General features: G+C 56.6%; 14 protein-coding genes and 3 rRNA genes. 1 reads left to right on the top strand and 16 read right to left on the bottom strand.

Annotated elements, in window-relative coordinates; genetic code table 11:
* Positions 1–3: 3 nt before the first annotated feature.
* The 6 genes from lepB to rpoE form a co-directional block, all read right to left on the bottom strand.
* Positions 4–816 carry a signal peptidase I gene (lepB, locus tag KDW95_RS21685; RefSeq protein WP_255853845.1) on the bottom strand — a complete coding sequence of 271 codons (813 nt, stop codon included), beginning with the start codon at positions 814–816 and terminating at the stop codon, positions 4–6.
* Positions 817–825: 9 nt separating this feature from the next.
* Positions 826–2625, bottom strand: a complete 1800-nt coding sequence (lepA, locus tag KDW95_RS21680) for a translation elongation factor 4 (RefSeq protein ID WP_255853844.1) — start codon at positions 2623–2625, stop codon at positions 826–828.
* A 168-nt stretch (positions 2626–2793) separates the two neighbouring features.
* A complete protein-coding gene (locus KDW95_RS21675) occupies positions 2794–4194 on the bottom strand; it encodes a DegQ family serine endoprotease (RefSeq protein WP_255853843.1) in 1401 nt (466 codons plus the stop codon).
* A 23-nt stretch (positions 4195–4217) separates the two neighbouring features.
* Complete coding sequence (locus KDW95_RS21670; protein WP_255853842.1) at positions 4218–4652, bottom strand: SoxR reducing system RseC family protein; 435 nt, start codon at positions 4650–4652, stop codon at positions 4218–4220.
* Complete coding sequence (locus KDW95_RS21665; RefSeq protein WP_255853841.1) at positions 4653–5489, bottom strand: MucB/RseB C-terminal domain-containing protein; 837 nt, start codon at positions 5487–5489, stop codon at positions 4653–4655.
* A gap of 47 nt (positions 5490–5536) precedes the next feature.
* The gene (gene rpoE, locus KDW95_RS21660; protein WP_255853840.1) at positions 5537–6124 is read right to left on the bottom strand and encodes an RNA polymerase sigma factor RpoE; all 588 of its coding nucleotides are present in this window, start codon (positions 6122–6124) and stop codon (positions 5537–5539) included.
* 251 nt (positions 6125–6375) lie between these two features.
* Here rpoE and nadB point away from each other — a divergent pair, with 251 nt between their 5' ends.
* On the top strand, positions 6376–7986 hold the full coding sequence (gene nadB / locus KDW95_RS21655; RefSeq protein WP_255853839.1) for an L-aspartate oxidase: 1611 nt from the start codon (positions 6376–6378) through the stop codon (positions 7984–7986).
* On the opposite strand, the gene KDW95_RS21650 is transcribed toward nadB, so the two are convergent.
* From KDW95_RS21650 to hisS, 10 genes are all read right to left on the bottom strand, one after another.
* Positions 7955–8398 carry a protein YgfX gene (locus tag KDW95_RS21650; RefSeq protein WP_255853838.1) on the bottom strand — a complete coding sequence of 148 codons (444 nt, stop codon included), beginning with the start codon at positions 8396–8398 and terminating at the stop codon, positions 7955–7957. The genes nadB and KDW95_RS21650 overlap by 32 nt on opposite strands.
* Complete coding sequence (locus tag KDW95_RS21645) at positions 8382–8636, bottom strand: FAD assembly factor SdhE (RefSeq protein WP_255853837.1); 255 nt, start codon at positions 8634–8636, stop codon at positions 8382–8384. Before KDW95_RS21645 ends, KDW95_RS21650 begins: the two co-directional genes overlap by 17 nt.
* A gap of 396 nt (positions 8637–9032) precedes the next feature.
* Positions 9033–9148, bottom strand: a 5S ribosomal RNA gene (rrf, locus tag KDW95_RS21640).
* A 199-nt stretch (positions 9149–9347) separates the two neighbouring features.
* Positions 9348–12235 (bottom strand): 23S ribosomal RNA (locus KDW95_RS21635).
* Positions 12236–12475: 240 nt separating this feature from the next.
* Positions 12476–14012, bottom strand: a 16S ribosomal RNA gene (locus tag KDW95_RS21630).
* The 16S, 23S and 5S rRNA genes sit together here, the layout of an rRNA operon.
* 733 nt (positions 14013–14745) lie before the next feature.
* Complete coding sequence (murI, locus tag KDW95_RS21625) at positions 14746–15603, bottom strand: glutamate racemase (RefSeq protein ID WP_255853836.1); 858 nt, start codon at positions 15601–15603, stop codon at positions 14746–14748.
* Positions 15600–17030: a ribosome biogenesis GTPase Der gene (gene der, locus KDW95_RS21620; protein WP_255853835.1), complete on the bottom strand. Its 1431-nt coding sequence runs from the start codon at positions 17028–17030 to the stop codon at positions 15600–15602. Before der ends, murI begins: the two co-directional genes overlap by 4 nt.
* Positions 17031–17101: 71 nt before the next feature.
* Complete coding sequence (bamB, locus tag KDW95_RS21615) at positions 17102–18250, bottom strand: outer membrane protein assembly factor BamB (RefSeq protein ID WP_255853834.1); 1149 nt, start codon at positions 18248–18250, stop codon at positions 17102–17104.
* Positions 18251–18901 carry a YfgM family protein gene (locus KDW95_RS21610; RefSeq protein ID WP_255856549.1) on the bottom strand — a complete coding sequence of 217 codons (651 nt, stop codon included), beginning with the start codon at positions 18899–18901 and terminating at the stop codon, positions 18251–18253.
* 33 nt (positions 18902–18934) lie between these two features.
* The gene (gene hisS / locus KDW95_RS21605; protein WP_370646647.1) at positions 18935–20212 is read right to left on the bottom strand and encodes a histidine--tRNA ligase; all 1278 of its coding nucleotides are present in this window, start codon (positions 20210–20212) and stop codon (positions 18935–18937) included.
* Positions 20213–20236: the final 24 nt, after the last annotated feature.

The following is a 20236-nucleotide window of genomic DNA, read 5'->3' as shown; positions in this document are numbered from 1 at the left end:
CAACTACTTGATCAGGCGCACATCACCGAAGGACGGAAGACTGAAAAAGGTTTCCCAGTGCATCCAGACGGCAAACGCCTTGCCCACCAGCAGTTCGTCCGGTACGAAGCCCCAGTAACGGCTGTCATTACTGTTGTCACGGTTATCACCCATAACAAAGTACTGCCCTTCTGGCACAACCCACTCACCGACGATCCCGTTAGCAGCAACATCATGGTAGACCTGGTGCTGGACGCCGTCCAGATTCTCCGCCAGCAGTAACTGCTGCGGCTTGAGGGGGGGAAGCTGCGCCAGCAGTTGCTGCGGCTGGGGCTTGCCATTCACGAACAACGTCTTGTTCTGATAGCGAATACGATCTCCCGGCAGGCCAATGACACGCTTGATGTAATTGACCGATGGGTCCTTCGGGTACTTGAAGACAACGACATCCCCGGACTCCGGGGTATTGAGGTCGACGATCTTGCTGTTCACTACCGGCAGCCGCAAGCCATAGTGGTATTTATTCACCAGAATAAAGTCACCGATCTGCAGGGTCGGCAGCATGGAGCCAGACGGGATCTGAAACGGTTCCACCAGGAAGGACCGCAGCACCAGTACCACGAAGAGCACCGGAAATAGCGAGCGAGAGAGGTCGATCCAGCCTGGTACATGGCTGAGCTTGCTGAGCGTTTCCTGCGGCAAACCACCCGCGAGCTGCAGTTCGGCCTTCTGAATGCGCGCACTGCGCGCCGGTGCAAGCCAGAACTTGTCTACACACCAGCCTATCGCGGCCAGAAAGGTCGCGACCACCAGCACCAATGCAAAATCGAAATTCATCGTCTGTCCTTAACTGTCAACTTTCAGTACGGCGAGGAAAGCGTCCTGCGGAATCTCGACCCGACCAACCTGCTTCATGCGCTTCTTGCCTTCCTTTTGCTTGGAAAGCAGTTTCTTCTTGCGGCTGACATCGCCACCGTAGCACTTGGCCAGTACGTTCTTGCGCAGCGCCTTCACCGTGGTGCGGGCAATAACCTTGCCCCCCAGTGCCGCCTGAATCGCCACATCAAACATCTGCCGCGGGATCAGTTCCTTCATCTTTTCGCACAACTGGCGGCCGCGGTATTCGGCGTTATCCTTGTGCAGAATCACCGCCAGGGCGTCGACTTTCTCGCCGTTGATCAGGATATCCATGCGCACAAGACGCGCGGCCTCAAAGCGGACAAAATTGTACTCCAGTGACGCGTAGCCGCGGCTGACCGACTTGAGCCGATCGAAGAAGTCGAGAACGACCTCGGCCATGGGCAGCTCGTACTTCACCTGCACCTGACGGCCAACATAGTGCATGTTCTTCTGCGTACCGCGCTTTTCCACACACAGACCGATGACCTGCCCGAGGAACTCCTGCGGCACCAGAATGTTGGCTTCCACGATGGGTTCGCGCATTTCACGCACCGACCCAGGATCCGGCAGCTTGGACGGGCTGTCGATATGCACCACTTCACCGGTGTTGAGCTCAAGCTCATACACCACCGTAGGCGCGGTGGTTACCAGATCGAGGTCGTACTCACGCTCCAGCCGCTCCTGGATGATTTCCATGTGCAACATGCCAAGGAAACCACAGCGAAAACCAAAGCCCAGGGCATCAGACGTCTCGGGTTCGAAAAACAGCGAAGCGTCGTTGAGCGTCAGCTTGTCAAGGGCATCGCGGAAATCCTGGTAGTCATCCGCGTCGGTCGGGAACAGGCCGGCGTAAACCTGCGGCTGAACCTTCTGAAACCCGGGCAGTGTGGGAGTATCGGGCGTCTTCGCGTGTGTCAGGGTGTCACCAACCGGCGCCCCGTGAATATCCTTGATGCCGGCGATGATATAGCCAACTTCACCGGCCTTGAGGGCATCAGTGGGGGTCTGCTTGGGTGTAAAGATACCCACCTGGTCCACCGGGTAGGACAGGCCGGTGGACTTCACCAGCACCTTTTCCTTGCGGCGCAGCACGCCATGCTTGACCCGCACCAGGGAAACCACACCCTGGTACTTGTCGAACCAGGAATCGATAATCAGCGCCTGCAGCGGTCCGTCCAGCTCACCCTCCGGTGCCGGGATGTGTTGGATCAGGGCTTCCAGTACGTCGCCAACACCCATGCCACTCTTGGCCGAACAGGCTACAGCACCACTGGCGTCGATACCGATGACTTCTTCGATTTCTTCGCGTACACGCTCAGGCTCCGCCTGGGGCAGGTCCATCTTGTTCAGGATAGGCAGGACTTCCAGGCCCTGCTCCAGCGCCGTATAGCAGTTGGCCACCGACTGGGCTTCCACGCCCTGGGCGGCGTCGACCACAAGCAGCGCACCTTCACAGGCCGCCAGGGAACGGGACACTTCATAGGAGAAGTCGACATGGCCCGGCGTGTCGATAAAGTTCAGCTGGTAGGTCTCGCCATTCAGGGCCTGGTAGTTGAGCGTTACACTCTGGGCCTTGATCGTGATGCCACGCTCGCGTTCCAACTCCATCGAGTCCAGAACCTGAGCCGCCATTTCCCGCTCAGCCAGGCCACCACAGGTCTGGATAAAGCGGTCGGCCAGGGTTGATTTACCATGGTCGATATGGGCGATGATGGAGAAGTTGCGAATATGATCGAGATTGCTCACGTGTAGGATACTCGGGATCGGCAGACCCTGGATGTTAGGGCGATAATTCAAAGCGACGAAGTTTACCGTATTTACCGCAGCGCGGCTATCGAATGCACGGGCCTCGCGCAGCCAACCCGGGCAGCATGACAGCACTCAAACCAAAAGGGGCCCAAAGGCCCCTGTCCGTCAGCCCTCAAGCTTGAGCGGAATAAACATCGGACTGCCGCGCCGCACGATGCGCAGCGGCACCGGCCGGTCGACAGGCAGGTTCTCCAGTGCCTGCTCGAATTGCTCAACGCTTTCGATCACCTCACCATTAACCATGGTAATGACGTCTTCGGCTACAAGCCCTGCGTCAGCACCGGCACCCGGATTCACGACACGGATAACCACGCCCGAGCGCAGGTTCCACTTTTCCTTGCGCTCCGGATCCAGTTCACCCACTACCAGATCAAGCCGATTGCTTTTCAGTTCTTCACCATGACCCGATGCGGCAAGCTGATCACTGTTCTCGGGCAAGGCCTCGATGGTGACATCAAGTTGTTCGTGCTTGCCGTTGCGCACGATGCTGATCGGCACCGTCTCGCCGGGCTTGACGCGGCCCACCTGGGGCGGGAGATCGGAAGACAGATCGATATCCCGGCCATCGAATCGATAGATCACGTCGCCTTCCATAAAGCCGGCCTTTTCCGCCGGGCTTCCGGGCAGGACTTTGGCAATCAGTGCGCCGGCAGGCTTATCCAGCCCGAACGACTCTGCCAGATCTCGGCTGACCTCCTGAATAATGACCCCCAGCCAGCCCCGGGTAACATGCCCCTGGGTCTTCAGCTGCTCGGCGACATCCATGGCGACATCGATGGGAATCGCGAACGACAGCCCCATAAAGCCACCCGAACGGGTGTAAATCTGTGAATTGATGCCGACCACCTCGCCGTTAAGATTAAACAGCGGACCACCGGAGTTGCCCGGGTTAATCGCCACATCGGTTTGGATAAAGGGGACATAGGTTTCATTGGCCAGCGCGCGCTCGGTCGCGCTGACGATGCCCGCGGTCACCGAGTGATCAAACCCGAAGGGGGAGCCGATGGCCAGAACCCACTCACCCGCCTCCAGTGCATCGGATGATCCTATGCGCACCGCCGGCAGGCCCGTGGCATCAATTTTCAGCACCGCCACGTCGGCACGCTCATCGGAGCCGATCACCTGGGCTTCAAGTTCACGCCTGTCGCTGAGCCTGACAAGCACTTTTCCGGCGCCTTTCACCACATGGTGATTAGTCAGGATATAGCCGTCATCACTGATCACAAAACCTGAGCCAAGCGAGCGCGGTGTCTGGCGCGGCTGTTCTCCCAGTTCCGGCAACTGCTTGAAGAAATGCCTGAACATCTCCGGAATCTGCTCCGCGTCCGGCCCCTCAAAAGGATTCAGCGTCGAGGCCTGAGCACTTTTCTCTTTAGGCACCGTGCTGATATTCACCACCGCTGGCGCCGCATCCTTCACCAGAGATTTAAAGTCAGGCAGTTCGGCCTGCACAGGAAACCACACCAGACACAACAGAATGCTGAGTACTACTTTCATCGACCGCATGGATTCAGACCCTTGAAGACACACTAGATAATATTCATTAGTACCGGCTGGTAACGACAGGAACGCGCCAAACGCTGGCCGGCGCCCCGGGCCAGCAGCAGCCCCGTCGCCAGTCCTGCAACGCTGCCGGCAATAGCAGGCAATTCGGACGTACCGTAGAAGGACCCAAGGTATCCGCCCAGAAAGAGCAGAATCAGCGGCAGCGTGTAGAGCAGCAGGGATGCCTGCAGGAAACTGCCCTCTTCAATCCCGACACTGACCCTGTCGCCGACCCGTGCCACAAGCCCCAGGGGGTTATCAATCAGCAGGCGTTCGCTACGCTGGCTGGCGTACTCTGCCAGCACACGCTGACCGCAGCCCTTACTGGCACTGCAGCTCTGGCAGGCATCGGTACGCTCAGACTCAACCCAGATGTTCCCGGCTTCCACCGCGACCACCACTGCTTCTTCCTGCAGCACCTAATTGCGCGCCTGAACAGAAGCGGCAATTCGATCTGCGATCATCAGGGGCACATCCCCCACGACCGTAACAAAGTCGTCACCGCGACGCTTGCCGACGGCGATCATATCCCTGGACTGCGCGGCGCCGGCCGCCACCGTCTGGCGTCCGAATGGTTCAATACAGACCGATACCGAGTGACGCCCGTCGGAAAAGAGCATCACCTCGGCATCAGGCATCACTTCGTGACGCACCTTGCTGAAACCATCCGGCAACCACTGGGCATGCCAGCCGGGCTGTTTGGCGCCGAGCATATGCTGATGCTGGTCGATATAGCGCTCGAGCCCACGGGATAGCCGGATAACATCGGCCTGCGGGAGACCCTGCGTCGAATAGCTGCTCTCATGCCCATATCGGGCCTTTACAAAATCCGCAGAACTGCCAAGAGAAGGCAACAGGTATTGCGGCTGACTGCTGGCAACCGAGTTCGCGGGTTCACCGTTAAAGCCCTGCACACCGAGGATAACCGCTGCGGTGACAGAGGCAGCAGTTGCCATACTGATCAGCGGTTTCCAGTAGCTACCTGCGCCTGCGCGGCGCGAGGGAGCTTCCTGTACATCCGCCAGTGGAGCCGGTTCCACTACGGTACTGGTAATCTGCGCCATAACGCCGGCACTGATATCCACAATGGCCGTATCCCGCTCACCTCTTAGCGCCGAGCGCGTCAGATGGTAGCGACGCCACTTTTCACCCAGTGCCGGCTGCTCACCGAGCCTGGAGAGCAGCCGGCGTGCTTCAAGCTCACTGGCTTCACCGTCCACAAGCGCCGACAGGGTATCGTTGAACTGATCACTCATGGTTTTCCCTCAAACACATTCTCATCATGCTCCCGGCGAGCTGTCCGTTAGTCCGCAAGAAAAGGCACTATCTCTTTATCGATCGCCTCTCGCGCCCTGAAAATCCGGGAACGAACCGTTCCCACCGGGCAATCCATGACATTGGCGATATCTTCGTAACTCAAACCATCAAATTCGCGTAGCGTCAGCGCAACCCGAAGGTCTTCGGGCAGCTTGTCCAGTACACGCTTAACGATGGTTTCCAGCTCGTCCCGATACAGGTTGTTCTCGGGGCTTTCAATATCCTTGAGCTCGCTGTCTCCGCCAAAATAATGCGCATCTTCCACCGCCACATCGACATCCGGTGGACGGCGCCCCTTGGCAACCAGGTGATTTTTGGCAGTGTTGATCGCAATTCTGTACAACCATGTATAAAAAGCGCTGTCACCGCGAAATTTCGGCAAGGCTCGGTACGCCTTGATAAAAGCTTCCTGGGCCACATCCAGCGCTTCGTGATGGTCATACACATAACGTCCAATCAGACCGATAATCTTGTGCTGGTACTTTTTCACCAGCAAATCATAGGCCCCCTTGTCACCCGCCTGCACACGCTTCACCAGCTGCCCGTCAATCGCGCTCTGACTCTCGTTTGACACTCCAGATCCTTATGTTCCAAGGTACTACTCCCCTACTGCAGGGGATTTTATGACGTGAGTATGGCTGTGGCGACTACGTCAATGCAACCTCTCAAGAGCCGGGCATCACAAGCTAAACCATATGAACCTGAGGTGAATGGTTAGTTCCGGGCAAATCGGAAAAATATCCCTTTAACCGACACAAAAGGTTCACGCATACCGGTGCTGCATTGCATAATTACCGTTTGGCATTCGGGCTCTCAAGGTTAAGCATGACCAGCGAACTTATCCATGATGTTTTAATCATTGGCAGCGGAGCAGCTGGCCTGACGTTGGCCCTGCAGCTTCCCACACATTTGAGTGTTGCGGTTCTGAGCAAGGGACAGCTGACCAGCGGCTCCACCTGGCTTGCCCAGGGAGGCATCGCCGCTGTACTGGATGAAGACGACACAACCCAGGCCCATTACAGCGACACCATGATTGCGGGCGCAGATCTCAGTCGCCAGCAAGCTGTGGAATATACCGTGAACCACGGCAACAGCAGTATCCAGTGGCTTATTAAGCAGGGAGTACCCTTTACCCGTGAAGACAGTCACTTCCACCTGACCCAGGAAGGCGGGCATTCCCACCGGCGCATTATTCACGCCGCCGACGCCACCGGACGAGCCGTACAGGAAACCCTGATTCAACAGGCCCGGGCAGCCAGCAACATATCACTGTTTGAAAACTGCATTGCCGTCGACCTCATCACCCGCAACAAGTTGCGCCTGCCCAACAACCGCTGCGTCGGCGCCTATGTACTAGACAGCCAATCCGGCAAGGTGCAGCTGTTCCGTGCCGGCCAGGTCGTGCTGGCCACGGGCGGCGCTTCAAAGGCCTACCTTTATACCAGCAACTCGGACGGAGCCTCGGGAGACGGTATTGCCATGGCATGGCGTTCAGGCGCCCGCGTCGCCAACATGGAGTTCAACCAGTTCCACCCGACCTGCCTTTACCATCCGCAGGCCAAGTCGTTCCTGGTTTCCGAAGCGGTGCGCGGCGAAGGCGGGCACCTGCTGCTGCCGGACGGTGAGCGCTTTATGCTGCGATTTGATGAACGCGGCGAACTGGCGCCCCGTGACATTGTCGCCCGGGCCATCGACCACGAAATGAAACGCCTTGGCTGTGACTGCCTTTACCTTGATATTTCTCACAAGCCCGCCGATTTTATCAAGGCGCACTTCCCAACCATCTATCAAAAGTGCCTGGAACTCGGTATCGACATCACCCGCCAGCCCATTCCCATCGTGCCGGCGGCGCACTATACCTGCGGCGGCATTATTACCGATATTCGCGGTCGCACCGACATTCCCAACCTCTACGCCATCGGCGAAACCGCCTTTACCGGCCTGCACGGCGCCAACCGCCTGGCGTCAAACTCACTGTTGGAGTGCGTCGTCTTCGCCAGCGCCGTCGCCTCCGACATCGCCGCCAGCCAGGCCGTTTCGCCGGATAGCAGCATCAGCGTGCCGGCCTGGGACTCATCTCAGGTGACCGACTCGGACGAAGACGTCATCATCTCTCACAACTGGGAAGAGCTGCGCCGTTTCATGTGGGACTATGTGGGCATCGTAAGAACCAACAAGCGCCTGCAGCGTGCGAAACACCGCGTTGACCTGCTGCAGCAGGAAATCACGGACTATTACAGCAATTACCGCGTCACCCGTGACCTGCTGGAGCTGCGCAACCTTGCACTGGTATCAGACCTGATTATTCGCTCAGCCATGCAGCGCACAGAAAGCAGGGGCCTACACTACACCCTTGACTACCCGACGCTCGCCGCCGAAGCTCGCGATACCATTTTGACACCGGTCAATTACGAGTGGCCTGATCAGGTTCATTGAGCTGCAGGGGTGCATACCTGGCGATCACGCTTAAACGTCTGAATGCTGCTGGCGTTACACTGTCGGCTACCAAAATCAGCCGTCGGTGCCGCCCACCGGCGTGCAGTCGCAACACCAGCAACCAGCGCCAAACCAGAATCGATTCCAGCTTGCTGGCCGGGAACCAGCCATCCTCCGGCACGTAGAGCGCGATACTGTGCAAATCCGCGTCCCAGCGCAACGCCCGCACATTACCTCGCCGCTGGCGATGCCCCAGCCAAAGACTCAACCCGGCCAGAACAACCAGGCAGGCAACTGCATAAAGTGGTAGCGCGGAAAAAACGAGAAGAGCAACGACAACCAGGTGGCTCAAAGCCTGTAGCCACCACAGTATCCGGGACGGTTTGATCGCAACCTCAAGCGGGCTGAACACGGTCCAGTATCATCTTCACCATCCGGACAATATCAGGGTCCGCCGCAAGCTCGCGCTGCATAAACCAGACAAACAGATCCTGATCCTCGCACGCCAGCAGTTTTTCAAATCGCTCCTGATCTTCCAGCGGCAGCTGTCTGAACGCCTCGTCAACAAAAGGCACCAGCAGCACATCCAGCTCCAGCATGCCGCGACGGCTTTGCCACCTGAGACGCCTGATATCTTCTTCACTGTACATAGGACTCACACTACCCTTGCTGTAAATATGCAGGCTTTTTAGCATGTTCCCGTCCACGGGCAAAGCCGCCATAGGCTTTTTACTGCATATACCAGGAAAAACGGTGCAAAACATCCAATCAAAAACGCCCCAACCGAAGGCCGAGGCCTTTCTGTTTAAATACCTCGGCGCAGCGCCTGAGCCGTCCCGCGGGCCCATTTACCCATTGAATAGAAGCCGCGGTCGTCAAAACGGGTCAAAGCTGCGCTTCGACAAGTCCCGTTTTGACCCTACTATCACATGGCAAGGCGGCCGCCAGCGGCGCTGTTTACCTGCCCCATGTGAGGGTCATCGACAGCGTCGATCCATAACGGAAAAACCCCGGCCTCTGCGAGACCGGGGTTTCCGTTATTAAATGCTTGGCGATGACCTACTCTCACATGGGGAAACCCCACACTACCATCGGCGATACCGCGTTTCACTACTGAGTTCGGGATGGGATCAGGTGGTTCCACAGCTCTATTGTCGCCAAGCAAAACTTGTACAATATGGATTCTGGTAATGATCAGATGTCTCTGTTCACTACGTGCCTTAATTCGAGGGTGCGTGCTTTTTGAAAGCGCGCTTTGTCTTGTCTGCAGCACAAGCTCCTGCCAATGCTAAAATCTTGTCTCTCGTGCTTTTCGCCGGCTGCATTTCTGTCAGCCGGCAACCAAACGCCTTGGGCGTTATATGGTCAAGCCTCACGGGCAATTAGTACGGGTTAGCTCAACGCCTCGCAGCGCTTACACACCCCGCCTATCAACGTCTTAGTCTTAAACGGCCCTTTAGGGGACTCAAGGTCCCAGTGAGATCTCATCTTGAAGGGGGCTTCCCGCTTAGATGCTTTCAGCGGTTATCCCGTCCGAACGTAGCTACCCGGCAATGCCACTGGCGTGACAACCGGAACACCAGAGGTTCGTTCACTCCGGTCCTCTCGTACTAGGAGCAACTCTTCTCAAATCTCAAACGCCCACGGCAGATAGGGACCGAACTGTCTCACGACGTTCTAAACCCAGCTCGCGTACCACTTTAAATGGCGAACAGCCATACCCTTGGGACCGGCTTCAGCCCCAGGATGTGATGAGCCGACATCGAGGTGCCAAACACCGCCGTCGATGTGAACTCTTGGGCGGTATCAGCCTGTTATCCCCGGAGTACCTTTTATCCGTTGAGCGATGGCCCTTCCATACAGAACCACCGGATCACTAGAACCTACTTTCGTACCTGCTCCACGTGTCAGTGTCGCAGTCAAGCACCCTTATACTCTTGCGCTCATTGCATGATTTCCGACCATGCTGAGGGTACCTTCGTGCTCCTCCGTTACTCTTTGGGAGGAGACCGCCCCAGTCAAACTACCCACCACACAATGTCCTCGAACCGGATCACGGTCCAGAGTTAGAACCTCAACAGTGCCAGGCTGGTATTTCAAGATTGGCTCCACGCAGACTGGCGTCCACGCTTCAAAGCCTCCCAGCTATCCTACACAAGCAATGTCAAAGTCCACTGTGAAGCTATAGTAAAGGTTCACGGGGTCTTTCCGTCTAGCCGCGGGTAAACTGCATCTTAACAGCTATTTCAATTTCACTGAGTCTCGGGTGGAGACAGTGTGGCCATCGTTACGCCATTCGTGCAGGTCGGAACTTACCCGACAAGGAATTTCGCTACCTTAGGACCGTTATAGTTACGGCCGCCGTTTACCGGGGCTTCGATCAAGAGCTTCGCTTGCGCTAACCCCATCAATTAACCTTCCGGCACCGGGCAGGCGTCACACCCTATACGTCCACTTTCGTGTTTGCAGAGTGCTGTGTTTTTAATAAACAGTCGCAGCCACCTGGTATCTTCGACTCCCAACAGCTCGCCCCGCAAGGGGGTCACCATCAGGAGCGTGCCTTCTCCCGAAGTTACGGCACCATTTTGCCTAGTTCCTTCACCCGAGTTCTCTCAAGCGCCTTGGTATTCTCTACCTGACCACCTGTGTCGGTTTTGGGTACGGTCAGCAGTAACCTGAAGCTTAGAGGCTTTTCCTGGAAGCGTGGCATCAACGACTTCAGTCCACATGGGACCTCGTCATCAGATCTCAGTCTTAGGGGACCGGATTTGCCTAATCCCCCAACCTACATCCTTAAACGCAGACAACCAACGCTGCGCTCGCCTAGCCTTCTCCGTCCCCTCATCGCAGTTACTGCCGGTGCAGGAATATTAACCTGCTTCCCATCGACTACGCATTTCTGCCTCGCCTTAGGGGCCGACTCACCCTACCTCGAATAGCGTTGGATAGGAAACCTTGGTCTTCCGGCGTGGAGGTTTTTCACCCCCATTATCGTTACTCATGTCAGCATTCGCACTTCTGATACCTCCAGGATGCCTCACAGCTTTCCCTTCAACGGCTTACAGAACGCTCCTCTACCATGCCATAAATGGCATCCACAGCTTCGGTGTATCACTTAGCCCCGTTATATCTTCCGCGCAGGCCGACTCGACTAGTGAGCTATTACGCTTTCTTTAAAGGGTGGCTGCTTCTAAGCCAACCTCCTAGCTGTCTGAGCCTTCCCACATCGTTTCCCACTTAGTGATAACTTTGGGACCTTAGCTGGTGGTCTGGGTTGTTGCCCTTTTCACGACGGACGTTAGCACCCGCCGTGTGTCTCCCATGATTGCACTCACCGGTATTCGGAGTTTGCATCGGGTTGGTAAGTCGGGATGACCCCCTAGCCGAAACAGTGCTCTACCCCCGGTGGTGAGACATGAGGCGCTACCTAAATAGCTTTCGAGGAGAACCAGCTATCTCCGGGCTTGATTAGCCTTTCACTCCGATCCACAGGTCATCCGCTAACTTTTCAACGGTAGTCGGTTCGGTCCTCCAGTTGATGTTACTCAACCTTCAACCTGCCCATGGATAGATCGCCCGGTTTCGGGTCTAATCCCAGCAACTAAACGCCCTATTAAGACTCGGTTTCCCTACGGCTCCCCTAAACGGTTAACCTTGCTACTGAAATTAAGTCGCTGACCCATTATACAAAAGGTACGCAGTCACGGTCTCAAGAACCGCTCCCACTGCTTGTACGTACACGGTTTCAGGGTCTATTTCACTCCCCTCACAGGGGTTCTTTTCGCCTTTCCCTCACGGTACTGGTTCACTATCGGTCAGTCAGGAGTATTTAGCCTTGGAGGATGGTCCCCCCATGTTCAGACAGGATAACACGTGTCCCGTCCTACTCGATTTCATTGATAAGGCGCTTTCGCATACGGGGCTATCACCCACTATGGCGGCACTTTCCAGGGCCTTCTGCTAACACCAAACCAACTTAAGGGCTAGTCCCCGTTCGCTCGCCGCTACTAAGGGAATCTCAATTGATTTCTTTTCCTTCGGGTACTTAGATGTTTCAGTTCCCCGAGTTCGCCTCTTAAAGCCTATGTATTCAGCTAAAAGATACCCAGTAAACTGGGTGGGTTTCCCCATTCAGATATCTCCGGATCAAAGGTTGTTTGCCACCTCCCCGAAGCTTTTCGCAGGCTACCACGTCTTTCATCGCCTCTGACTGCCAAGGCATCCACCGTGCACGCTTCGTCACTTGACCATATAACCCGAAGGCGTCTGGTAAGGACGAGAGTTCGATAAGATTTTTCGCCATTGGCGCTTGTACTACAGTACAAGACATATCTCGAATTAATTCGAATCCATATTGTTAAAGAGCGATAAAGCATTGAAGCTTTAAACAGTCAGTCCGCAACTGCAGACGTACGGTTTAAAACTCCGTGCTTTAACTTCAAGATCAGGTAATTCGTGTGGACGCTATGCCAGAACAAGCCATGTCGTTTAAGGAGGTGATCCAGCCGCAGGTTCCCCTACGGCTACCTTGTTACGACTTCACCCCAGTCATGGACCACACCGTGGTAACCGTCTTCCCGAAGGTTAGACTAGCTACTTCTGGTGCAACCCACTCCCATGGTGTGACGGGCGGTGTGTACAAGGCCCGGGAACGTATTCACCGCGACATGCTGATTCGCGATTACTAGCGATTCCGACTTCACGCAGTCGAGTTGCAGACTGCGATCCGGACTACGACCGGTTTTCTGAGATTAGCTCACCCTCGCGGGGTTGCAGCCCTCTGTACCGGCCATTGTAGCACGTGTGTAGCCCTACTCGTAAGGGCCATGATGACTTGACGTCGTCCCCACCTTCCTCCGGTTTGTCACCGGCAGTCTCCTTAGAGTTCCCACCATTACGTGCTGGCAAATAAGGACAAGGGTTGCGCTCGTTACGGGACTTAACCCAACATTTCACAACACGAGCTGACGACAGCCATGCAGCACCTGTCTCAGAGTTCCCGAAGGCACCAAGCTATCTCTAGCGAGTTCTCTGGATGTCAAGAGTAGGTAAGGTTCTTCGCGTTGCGTCGAATTAAACCACATGCTCCACCGCTTGTGCGGGCCCCCGTCAATTCATTTGAGTTTTAACCTTGCGGCCGTACTCCCCAGGCGGTCGACTTATCGCGTTAACTGCGCCACTAAGAGATCAAGTCTCCCAACGGCTAGTCGACATCGTTTACGGCGTGGACTACCAGGGTATCTAATCCTGTTTGCTACCCACGCTTTCGCACCTCAGTGTCAGTATCAGTCCAGGCAGTCGCCTTCGCCACTGGTGTTCCTTCCTATATCTACGCATTTCACCGCTACACAGGAAATTCCACTGCCCTCTACCGTACTCTAGTCAAGCAGTATCAGGTGCAGTTCCCAGGTTAAGCCCGGGGCTTTCACATCTGACTGACTCAACCACCTACGCGCGCTTTACGCCCAGTTATTCCGATTAACGCTCGCACCTTCCGTATTACCGCGGCTGCTGGCACGGAATTAGCCGGTGCTTCTTCTGTGGCTAACGTCACAGGCAACCGGTATTAACGGTTACCCTTTCCTCACCACTGAAAGTGCTTTACAACCCGAAGGCCTTCTTCACACACGCGGCATGGCTGGATCAGGGTTGCCCCCATTGTCCAATATTCCCCACTGCTGCCTCCCGTAGGAGTCTGGGCCGTGTCTCAGTCCCAGTGTGGCTGGTCATCCTCTCAGACCAGCTAAGGATCGTCGCCTTGGTGGGCCTTTACCCCACCAACTAGCTAATCCTACGCAGGCTCATCTGATAGCGAAAGGTCCGAAGAGCCCCTCCTTTCCCCCGTAGGGCGTATGCGGTATTAGCATCCGTTTCCGAATGTTGTCCCCCACTACCAGGTAGATTCCTACGCGTTACTCACCCGTCCGCCGCTCTCAAGAGAAGCAAGCTTCTCTCTACCGCTCGACTTGCATGTGTTAGGCCTGCCGCCAGCGTTCAATCTGAGCCATGATCAAACTCTTCAGTTTAAAATCAAGATACCGAAGTATCGATAAATCTGACTCAAGCTAAAACAACTTAAATGAATTCACATGAAGGTTGCTTACCTTGATAAAGCTTTTATGCCTTATCCTGACAAGCGCCCACACGAATTACCTGATCAATCTGTTAAAGAGCGCTTGGACTCAAGGACCGTTACCGCTGACCCCGTGCCTCAAGTGAGGCGCATATTCTAGCGACTCGGTGTTTTAAGTCAACTCTTTTTTTTCAACATTTTCGACCGCAGCCGAGGAGAAAAACGAGTGACTCACAAGTCGATAACACCGGCTAACTTTCTAAGAAAATCAACCACTTACTTCCGACTTGCCCGCTCTGCTTGAGGGCCGTTGAAGCCGCTCTCCCTAAGCGAGGTGCGCATTCTACATTGCCCCGGATCAGAGTCAACAGCCCATTTAAAAATAACGCCATAAAAGTGCAAAAAAGCGGTATTCAGACCCGAATCCGATGACAGCCCCATTAAACAGCTCGAAAAACAAACAGCAGTCACCATTTAACACAGGAAAGGCTGGTTAATTATCGACCAGCGCAGGCTTTAACAACAAGACTTACTGACAAAACCGCAGGGTTCCGCAACCCGCAAACAAAAAGGGCGCCCCATCGGGCACCCTTTCTATTTTAAATCATGCGACCCGCAAGTGCCGCCGCCGGGATAACCAGAACAGAGCCGATAACAAAGCCAACCCTTGTAACCACCCGATATACTCAGGCAACCGCGTAATGCTGCAGGTCAACGAGTTCCACCTGAGCGGCGTCTACCGGCCCCTCGAAAAAGTAGGAGGCAACACGAACGAAGCGTTCCGGGCCGTCCGTGACTAGAAAGGACACATGGCCTGGCGTCGATGCCTCGCGCATCAGGTTGCCGTCAAGCAGCTGCTGGCGAACCACGCGGGTTGTCGTTACGGCAGAATCCACCAAACTGACATTCGGCCCTACAACCTTGGCGATGGCCCCCTTAAGTGCCGGAAAATGCGTGCATCCCAATACCAGAGTATCGATACCGGAATCCCCCTCTGCCTCATCCAGCAGAGGAGACAGGCAGCGCGCCACAATCTGCTCCACCAGGTCACCCTCGTGCCAGCCCTCTTCGGCAAGGGAGACAAATAGTGAACACCCCTGCGCCCGGATTCGCACATCGGGGCGCAATGCCATGATGGCCTTCTGATAAGCCTGGTTGTTTACGGTACTCTCGGTTGCGATAACGCCAATCTGGCCGTTCCGCGTTTGCGCGCAACAGGCTTCGGCACCGGGCTCGACCACACCCACGACCGGTACATCCGGAAACCGCAAGCGCAGTGGCTCAACCGCCACCGCCGATACGGTATTGCAGGCGATCACCAGCAGCTTGACCTTGCGTTCAACCAGCAACCGGGCCGCCTGTTCAGCGTATCGAGTTACCGACAGCGAGCTCTTGGTGCCATAAGGGACTCGCGCGGTATCACCAAGGTAAATGAGGTTTTCACTGGGCAACTGACGGCGCAACTCATTCAGCACAGTCAGACCACCGACACCCGAGTCAAACACCCCGATCGACAGACGCCGACGCTCTTGCGACTCACTCATTTCTTCTTGCGCGACTTGCGCTTGCTTTCTTTTTTCAAGTCCTGCACATGCAACTTGAAGCGCTGCTTTTTGGCCAACTGGCGCGGCGTCAGCTGATTCTGCCGACCCTCGAAGGGGTTGTCACCCACACGGAACTCAAACCGCACAGGCGTGCCCTTGATTCCAAGCACCTGGCGGAACTTGTTCTGCAGGTAACGCTTGTAGGACGCCGGCAGGTTGTCAAGCTGATTGCCATGAACCACGATGATCGGCGGGTTCGATCCTCCCTGGTGGGCATAGCGCATCTTGATGCGACGGCCATTGACCATCGGCGGCTGATGCTCGGCCACCACATCTTCGAGAAGACGCGTCAGGCGGTTCGTCGGCCACTTGGCCATTGCACTGGCATAAGCCTCATCCACCGAGCGGTACATTTCTCCGACGCCGCTGCCGTGCAGCGCCGAGATGAAGTGGAAGCGGGCAAAGTCAACGAACTCAAGGCGGCGCTGGATCTGTTCCTTGACCTTGAGCTTCTGCTCTTCGGTCATGCCATCCCACTTGTTCAGCGCCACCACCAGTGAACGACCTGCATCCAGCACGAAGCCCAGCATGTGCAGATCCTGGTCTGTCACACCCTGGCGGGCATCGATCACGCAGACCACCACATTGGCATCTTCAATCGCCTGCAGCGTCTTGATGATCGAGAACTTTTCCACCGCCTCGGTGATGTTCTTGCGCCGACGCACGCCGGCGGTGTCGATCAGGGTATAGGGCTCGCCGTCGCGCTCGTAGGGAATATAGATACTGTCGCGGGTCGTACCGGCCTGATCGAACACCACTACACGGTCTTCACCCAGCATGCGGTTCACCAGCGTCGACTTGCCGACGTTGGGTCGCCCGACCACGGCAATCTTGGTGCTGAACTTGAACGCTTCCGGCAGCTCGTCGACTTCCGGCACCGGCAGCTCGCTCAGCACCTCTTCGATCAGCAGCGTAACACCGCGGTTCTGAGACGCCGCGATTGGCAGCGGCTGCCCCAACCCCAACCCAAAGAAGTCCGAAATGGCGACATCGGGATCAAGACCGTCGGTCTTGTTGACCACCAGGTAGCAACTTTTTTCACTGCGTCGCAGGTGATCAGCGATCATCTCGTCCGCCGGATTCAGACCTGCACGTCCATCGACCAGAAACAGCACGATATCGGCCTCTTCGATCGCCAGCAGCGACTGCTTGGCCATCAGGGAATCGATACCCTCCTCGTCTCCGCTGATGCCACCGGTGTCGATGACAATGAAGTCCGTTTCACCGACACGGCCTTCGCCGTACTTGCGATCGCGGGTCAGCCCCGACAGATCGGCCACCAATGCGTCCCGCGAGCGTGTCAGTCGGTTGAAAAGTGTTGATTTGCCGACATTGGGTCGGCCCACGAGCGCTATAACCGGTACCATTTTCTATTTACCACAACGAAAACGGCGGCTACTCGCAAACGCAAATAGCCGCCTGTGAAAATCACTCATGCTCAGTTGAGGCGCAATGCCAGCAAACGACCGTCATTACCCAACACGTAGAGCACATCATTAATTGCGAGCATGTCACCCACCAGACCCTTGGAGTCGGCGCGGTAACGGGCAACAAAGTGGCCATCGACCTGCGACATGAAGTGCAGGTAGCCTTCGACATCACCCACCACCAGGTTGTTTCCCAGCACCGCAGGCGCAGACACACCACGATTCTCCAGTGCAGGCTGCGACCAGACACTGGCACTGCTGCCCGCATCATAGGCCTGCACATGATCATTCGCTTCAACTACGTACACATTGCCAAAACCGGCCGCCGGGGTACGGTAGCTTGAGCTGTCCCGTGCCCACTGGATCTGTGCATCAAACGGATTGATCGCCACCAGACGTCCCTGGTAACTGGACACGTACAGCATCTGGTTGGCCAGCAGCGGACGACCATCCACATCAACCATGCGCTCCAGTTCCGAACGCCCGCGGGGTTCAGCAATACGCTGCTCCCACAGCATATTGCCGTTGCTGTTGGTCAGCGCCGCCAGCTTGCCACTGGCAAAGCCGGCAAAGGTGACATCTGCGGCCACGATGGGCGCGGCTGTACCGCGCAGACTGAGGCTCGGCACCTGACTGTCAAAGGTCCAGCGGTGCTCACCTGAACGGGTATCCAGCGCCGTGACCTTGCCATTGACCAGCTGAACAACCACCAGATCACGGTTGAGCTGCGCGGGCGCCACAGCTTCCGAAGAGACCTGTTTGCGCCACAGCTCCTGACCGTTGCTGCTGTCCAGGGCGACCACCAGGCCGGACTCGGTCACCACAACGACCGAAGCCGGTCCCACGCCTGTTCCTGCGCCCAGCGCCATCTCCAGCTCGACTTCCCAGAGGGTCTTGCCTGTTGCCAGATCAAACGCCTTTACCGTACCCTCGGCATCATTGGCGTAGATACGCACTCCGTCGGAAGCTGGTGTGAACTGATGGTATTTTTCACCAAGGCCGTCGCCTACACGGGCACTCCAGATCACGTCCACTGAACGCTCGGACTGGAAGTCAACCAGCTCACTGGGCTCGACTTCATCACTCGAACTCCAGAGACTGCAGCCACTTACCGACGCGACCAGCGCGCCCGCAGCCAGAACACGGAACAGCTTGTTCATTTAACCTTCCTCAGCCGTGAGATTTTCAAGCTTCATGGTCAGCAACGGACGTACGCCTGTCGCTTCTGCCGCCTCAGCTGCCAGACGGTAAGCATCGCGCGCCTCGGCCGCTTTACCCTCACCCAGCAGCAAGTCACCGCGCAACTCCTGATAGCTGGCCTCAAAGCTGCCCGGATCAAGCGCATCCAGCAGCTTGAGCGCGTCGGCGGCCTGCCCCTGTTCACCCAGAACCTGCGCTTTGCGCAGGGTTGCAACGATACGCTGCGCATCGCCAGGCTCGTGACTCAGCACCCACTCAAGCTCCGCCAGGGCTTCATCCAGCTGCCCCTGTTCTACCGCGACACGGGCCATAAGCAGGGAACCCAGCGCGGCGTAGGCACTGTCTTCGTGCTCGGTCTTCAGGCTGGTCGCCAGGTGCTCGGCGGTCGCCACCTGCGCATCTGTTCCCTCAGCTCCCAGAGCCAGGGTTACTGACTGCACCAGGTTCTGATATAGCGCCGAGGCATTAGCCGCGTCCGCAGCCTGACGGTCCTGCCAGGTTCGCCAGCCAAAGACCAGCGCCAGCGCTACCGCCAGGGTCAACAGCAGCGTCTTGCCGTTTTCCTGCCACCAACGCTTAAGCGCTTCTACCTGTTCCTCTTCTGTGCGCATCTCAGCCACGTACGACTCCCTATACCCTGTCGATCAGATGTTGATTATTTTTGCCAGCTCGGCCGCAAGCTGCGGCCAGGCCACCTGAATTTGTTCCGCATCACTGCGCAGCGGCTTGAGCGTCGCCACACCGCGGGCCACTTCCTCATCGCCCAAAATCAGCGCCACGCAGGCGCCGCTACGATCGGCCTTCTTCATCTGGCTCTTGAAGCTGCCGCCGCCGCAATGCAGCTGAATTCTGAAGTCGGTCTCATTGCGCAAGCGTTCCGCCAGCAGCAAGGCCTGATCAGCGGCATCCTCGCCCATAGAGGCGATATACAGATCAACCGTCTGGCGCGCCGCCGCCGGCACCACCTCGAGTGTTTCAAGCAGCAAGACCAGACGTTCAATGCCCATGGCAAAACCCACCGCCGGCGTTGCCTTGCCTCCCAGCTGCTCAACCAGACCGTCATAACGCCCACCGGCACAGACCGTCCCCTGGGCGCCGAGCTTGTCGGTAACCCACTCAAAAACAGTCTTGCAGTAGTAATCCAGGCCACGCACCAGGCGCGGGTTCACCTCATAGGCCAGACCGGCGCGATCAAGCAGCGCCTTCAGTGCCTCGAAATGTTCCAGCGACTGCGCATCAACATACTCATGGAAGTCCGGTGCATCGTTCAGCAGTGCCTGGGTAGCCGCATCCTTACTGTCGAGGATGCGCATGGGATTGGTATCCAGACGACGCAGGCTGTCTTCATCCAGCTGCTCCTTGCACCCTTGCAGATACTGCACCAGCGCTTGCTTGTAACGGGCTCGTGCCTCGGCACTGCCGATGGTGTTGAGCTGCAGTGTGACGGCATCCAGCAAGCCCAACTGCCGCCAGAGCCGCGCGGTTAGCAGAATCAGCTCGGCATCGATATCGGGCCCCTGCATGCCGAAGGTTTCGACCCCGATCTGGTGAAACTGCCGGTAACGCCCCTTTTGCGGGCGCTCATGGCGAAACATCGGGCCCTTGTACCACAGCCGCTGCACCTGGTTATACAGCAGGCCATTTTCTTCACCGGCGCGCACACAGCCCGCCGTCCCTTCCGGACGCAGCGTCAGGCTGTCACCGTTGCGGTCCTCGAAGGTATACATTTCCTTTTCAACAATATCGGTAACTTCACCGATGGAACGCTTGAACAGGTCTGTCTGCTCGACAATCGGCATGCGTATCTCAGCGTAACCGTACGCACCCAGTACCGTCTGTACATGCTGTTCCAGGTACTGCCATACCGGTGTAGCTTCCGGCAGGATGTCATTCATGCCACGAATGGCTTTGATCTTGGCCAAAATAAAAACCTACTAAATCTAAAC

The organism is Marinobacterium rhizophilum (assembly GCF_024397915.1).
Lineage (GTDB): Bacteria > Pseudomonadota > Gammaproteobacteria > Pseudomonadales > Balneatricaceae > Marinobacterium_A > Marinobacterium_A rhizophilum_A.
The sequence above is the reverse complement of the archived record's forward strand: the minus strand, read 5'-3'. Positions and strand labels throughout refer to the sequence as shown.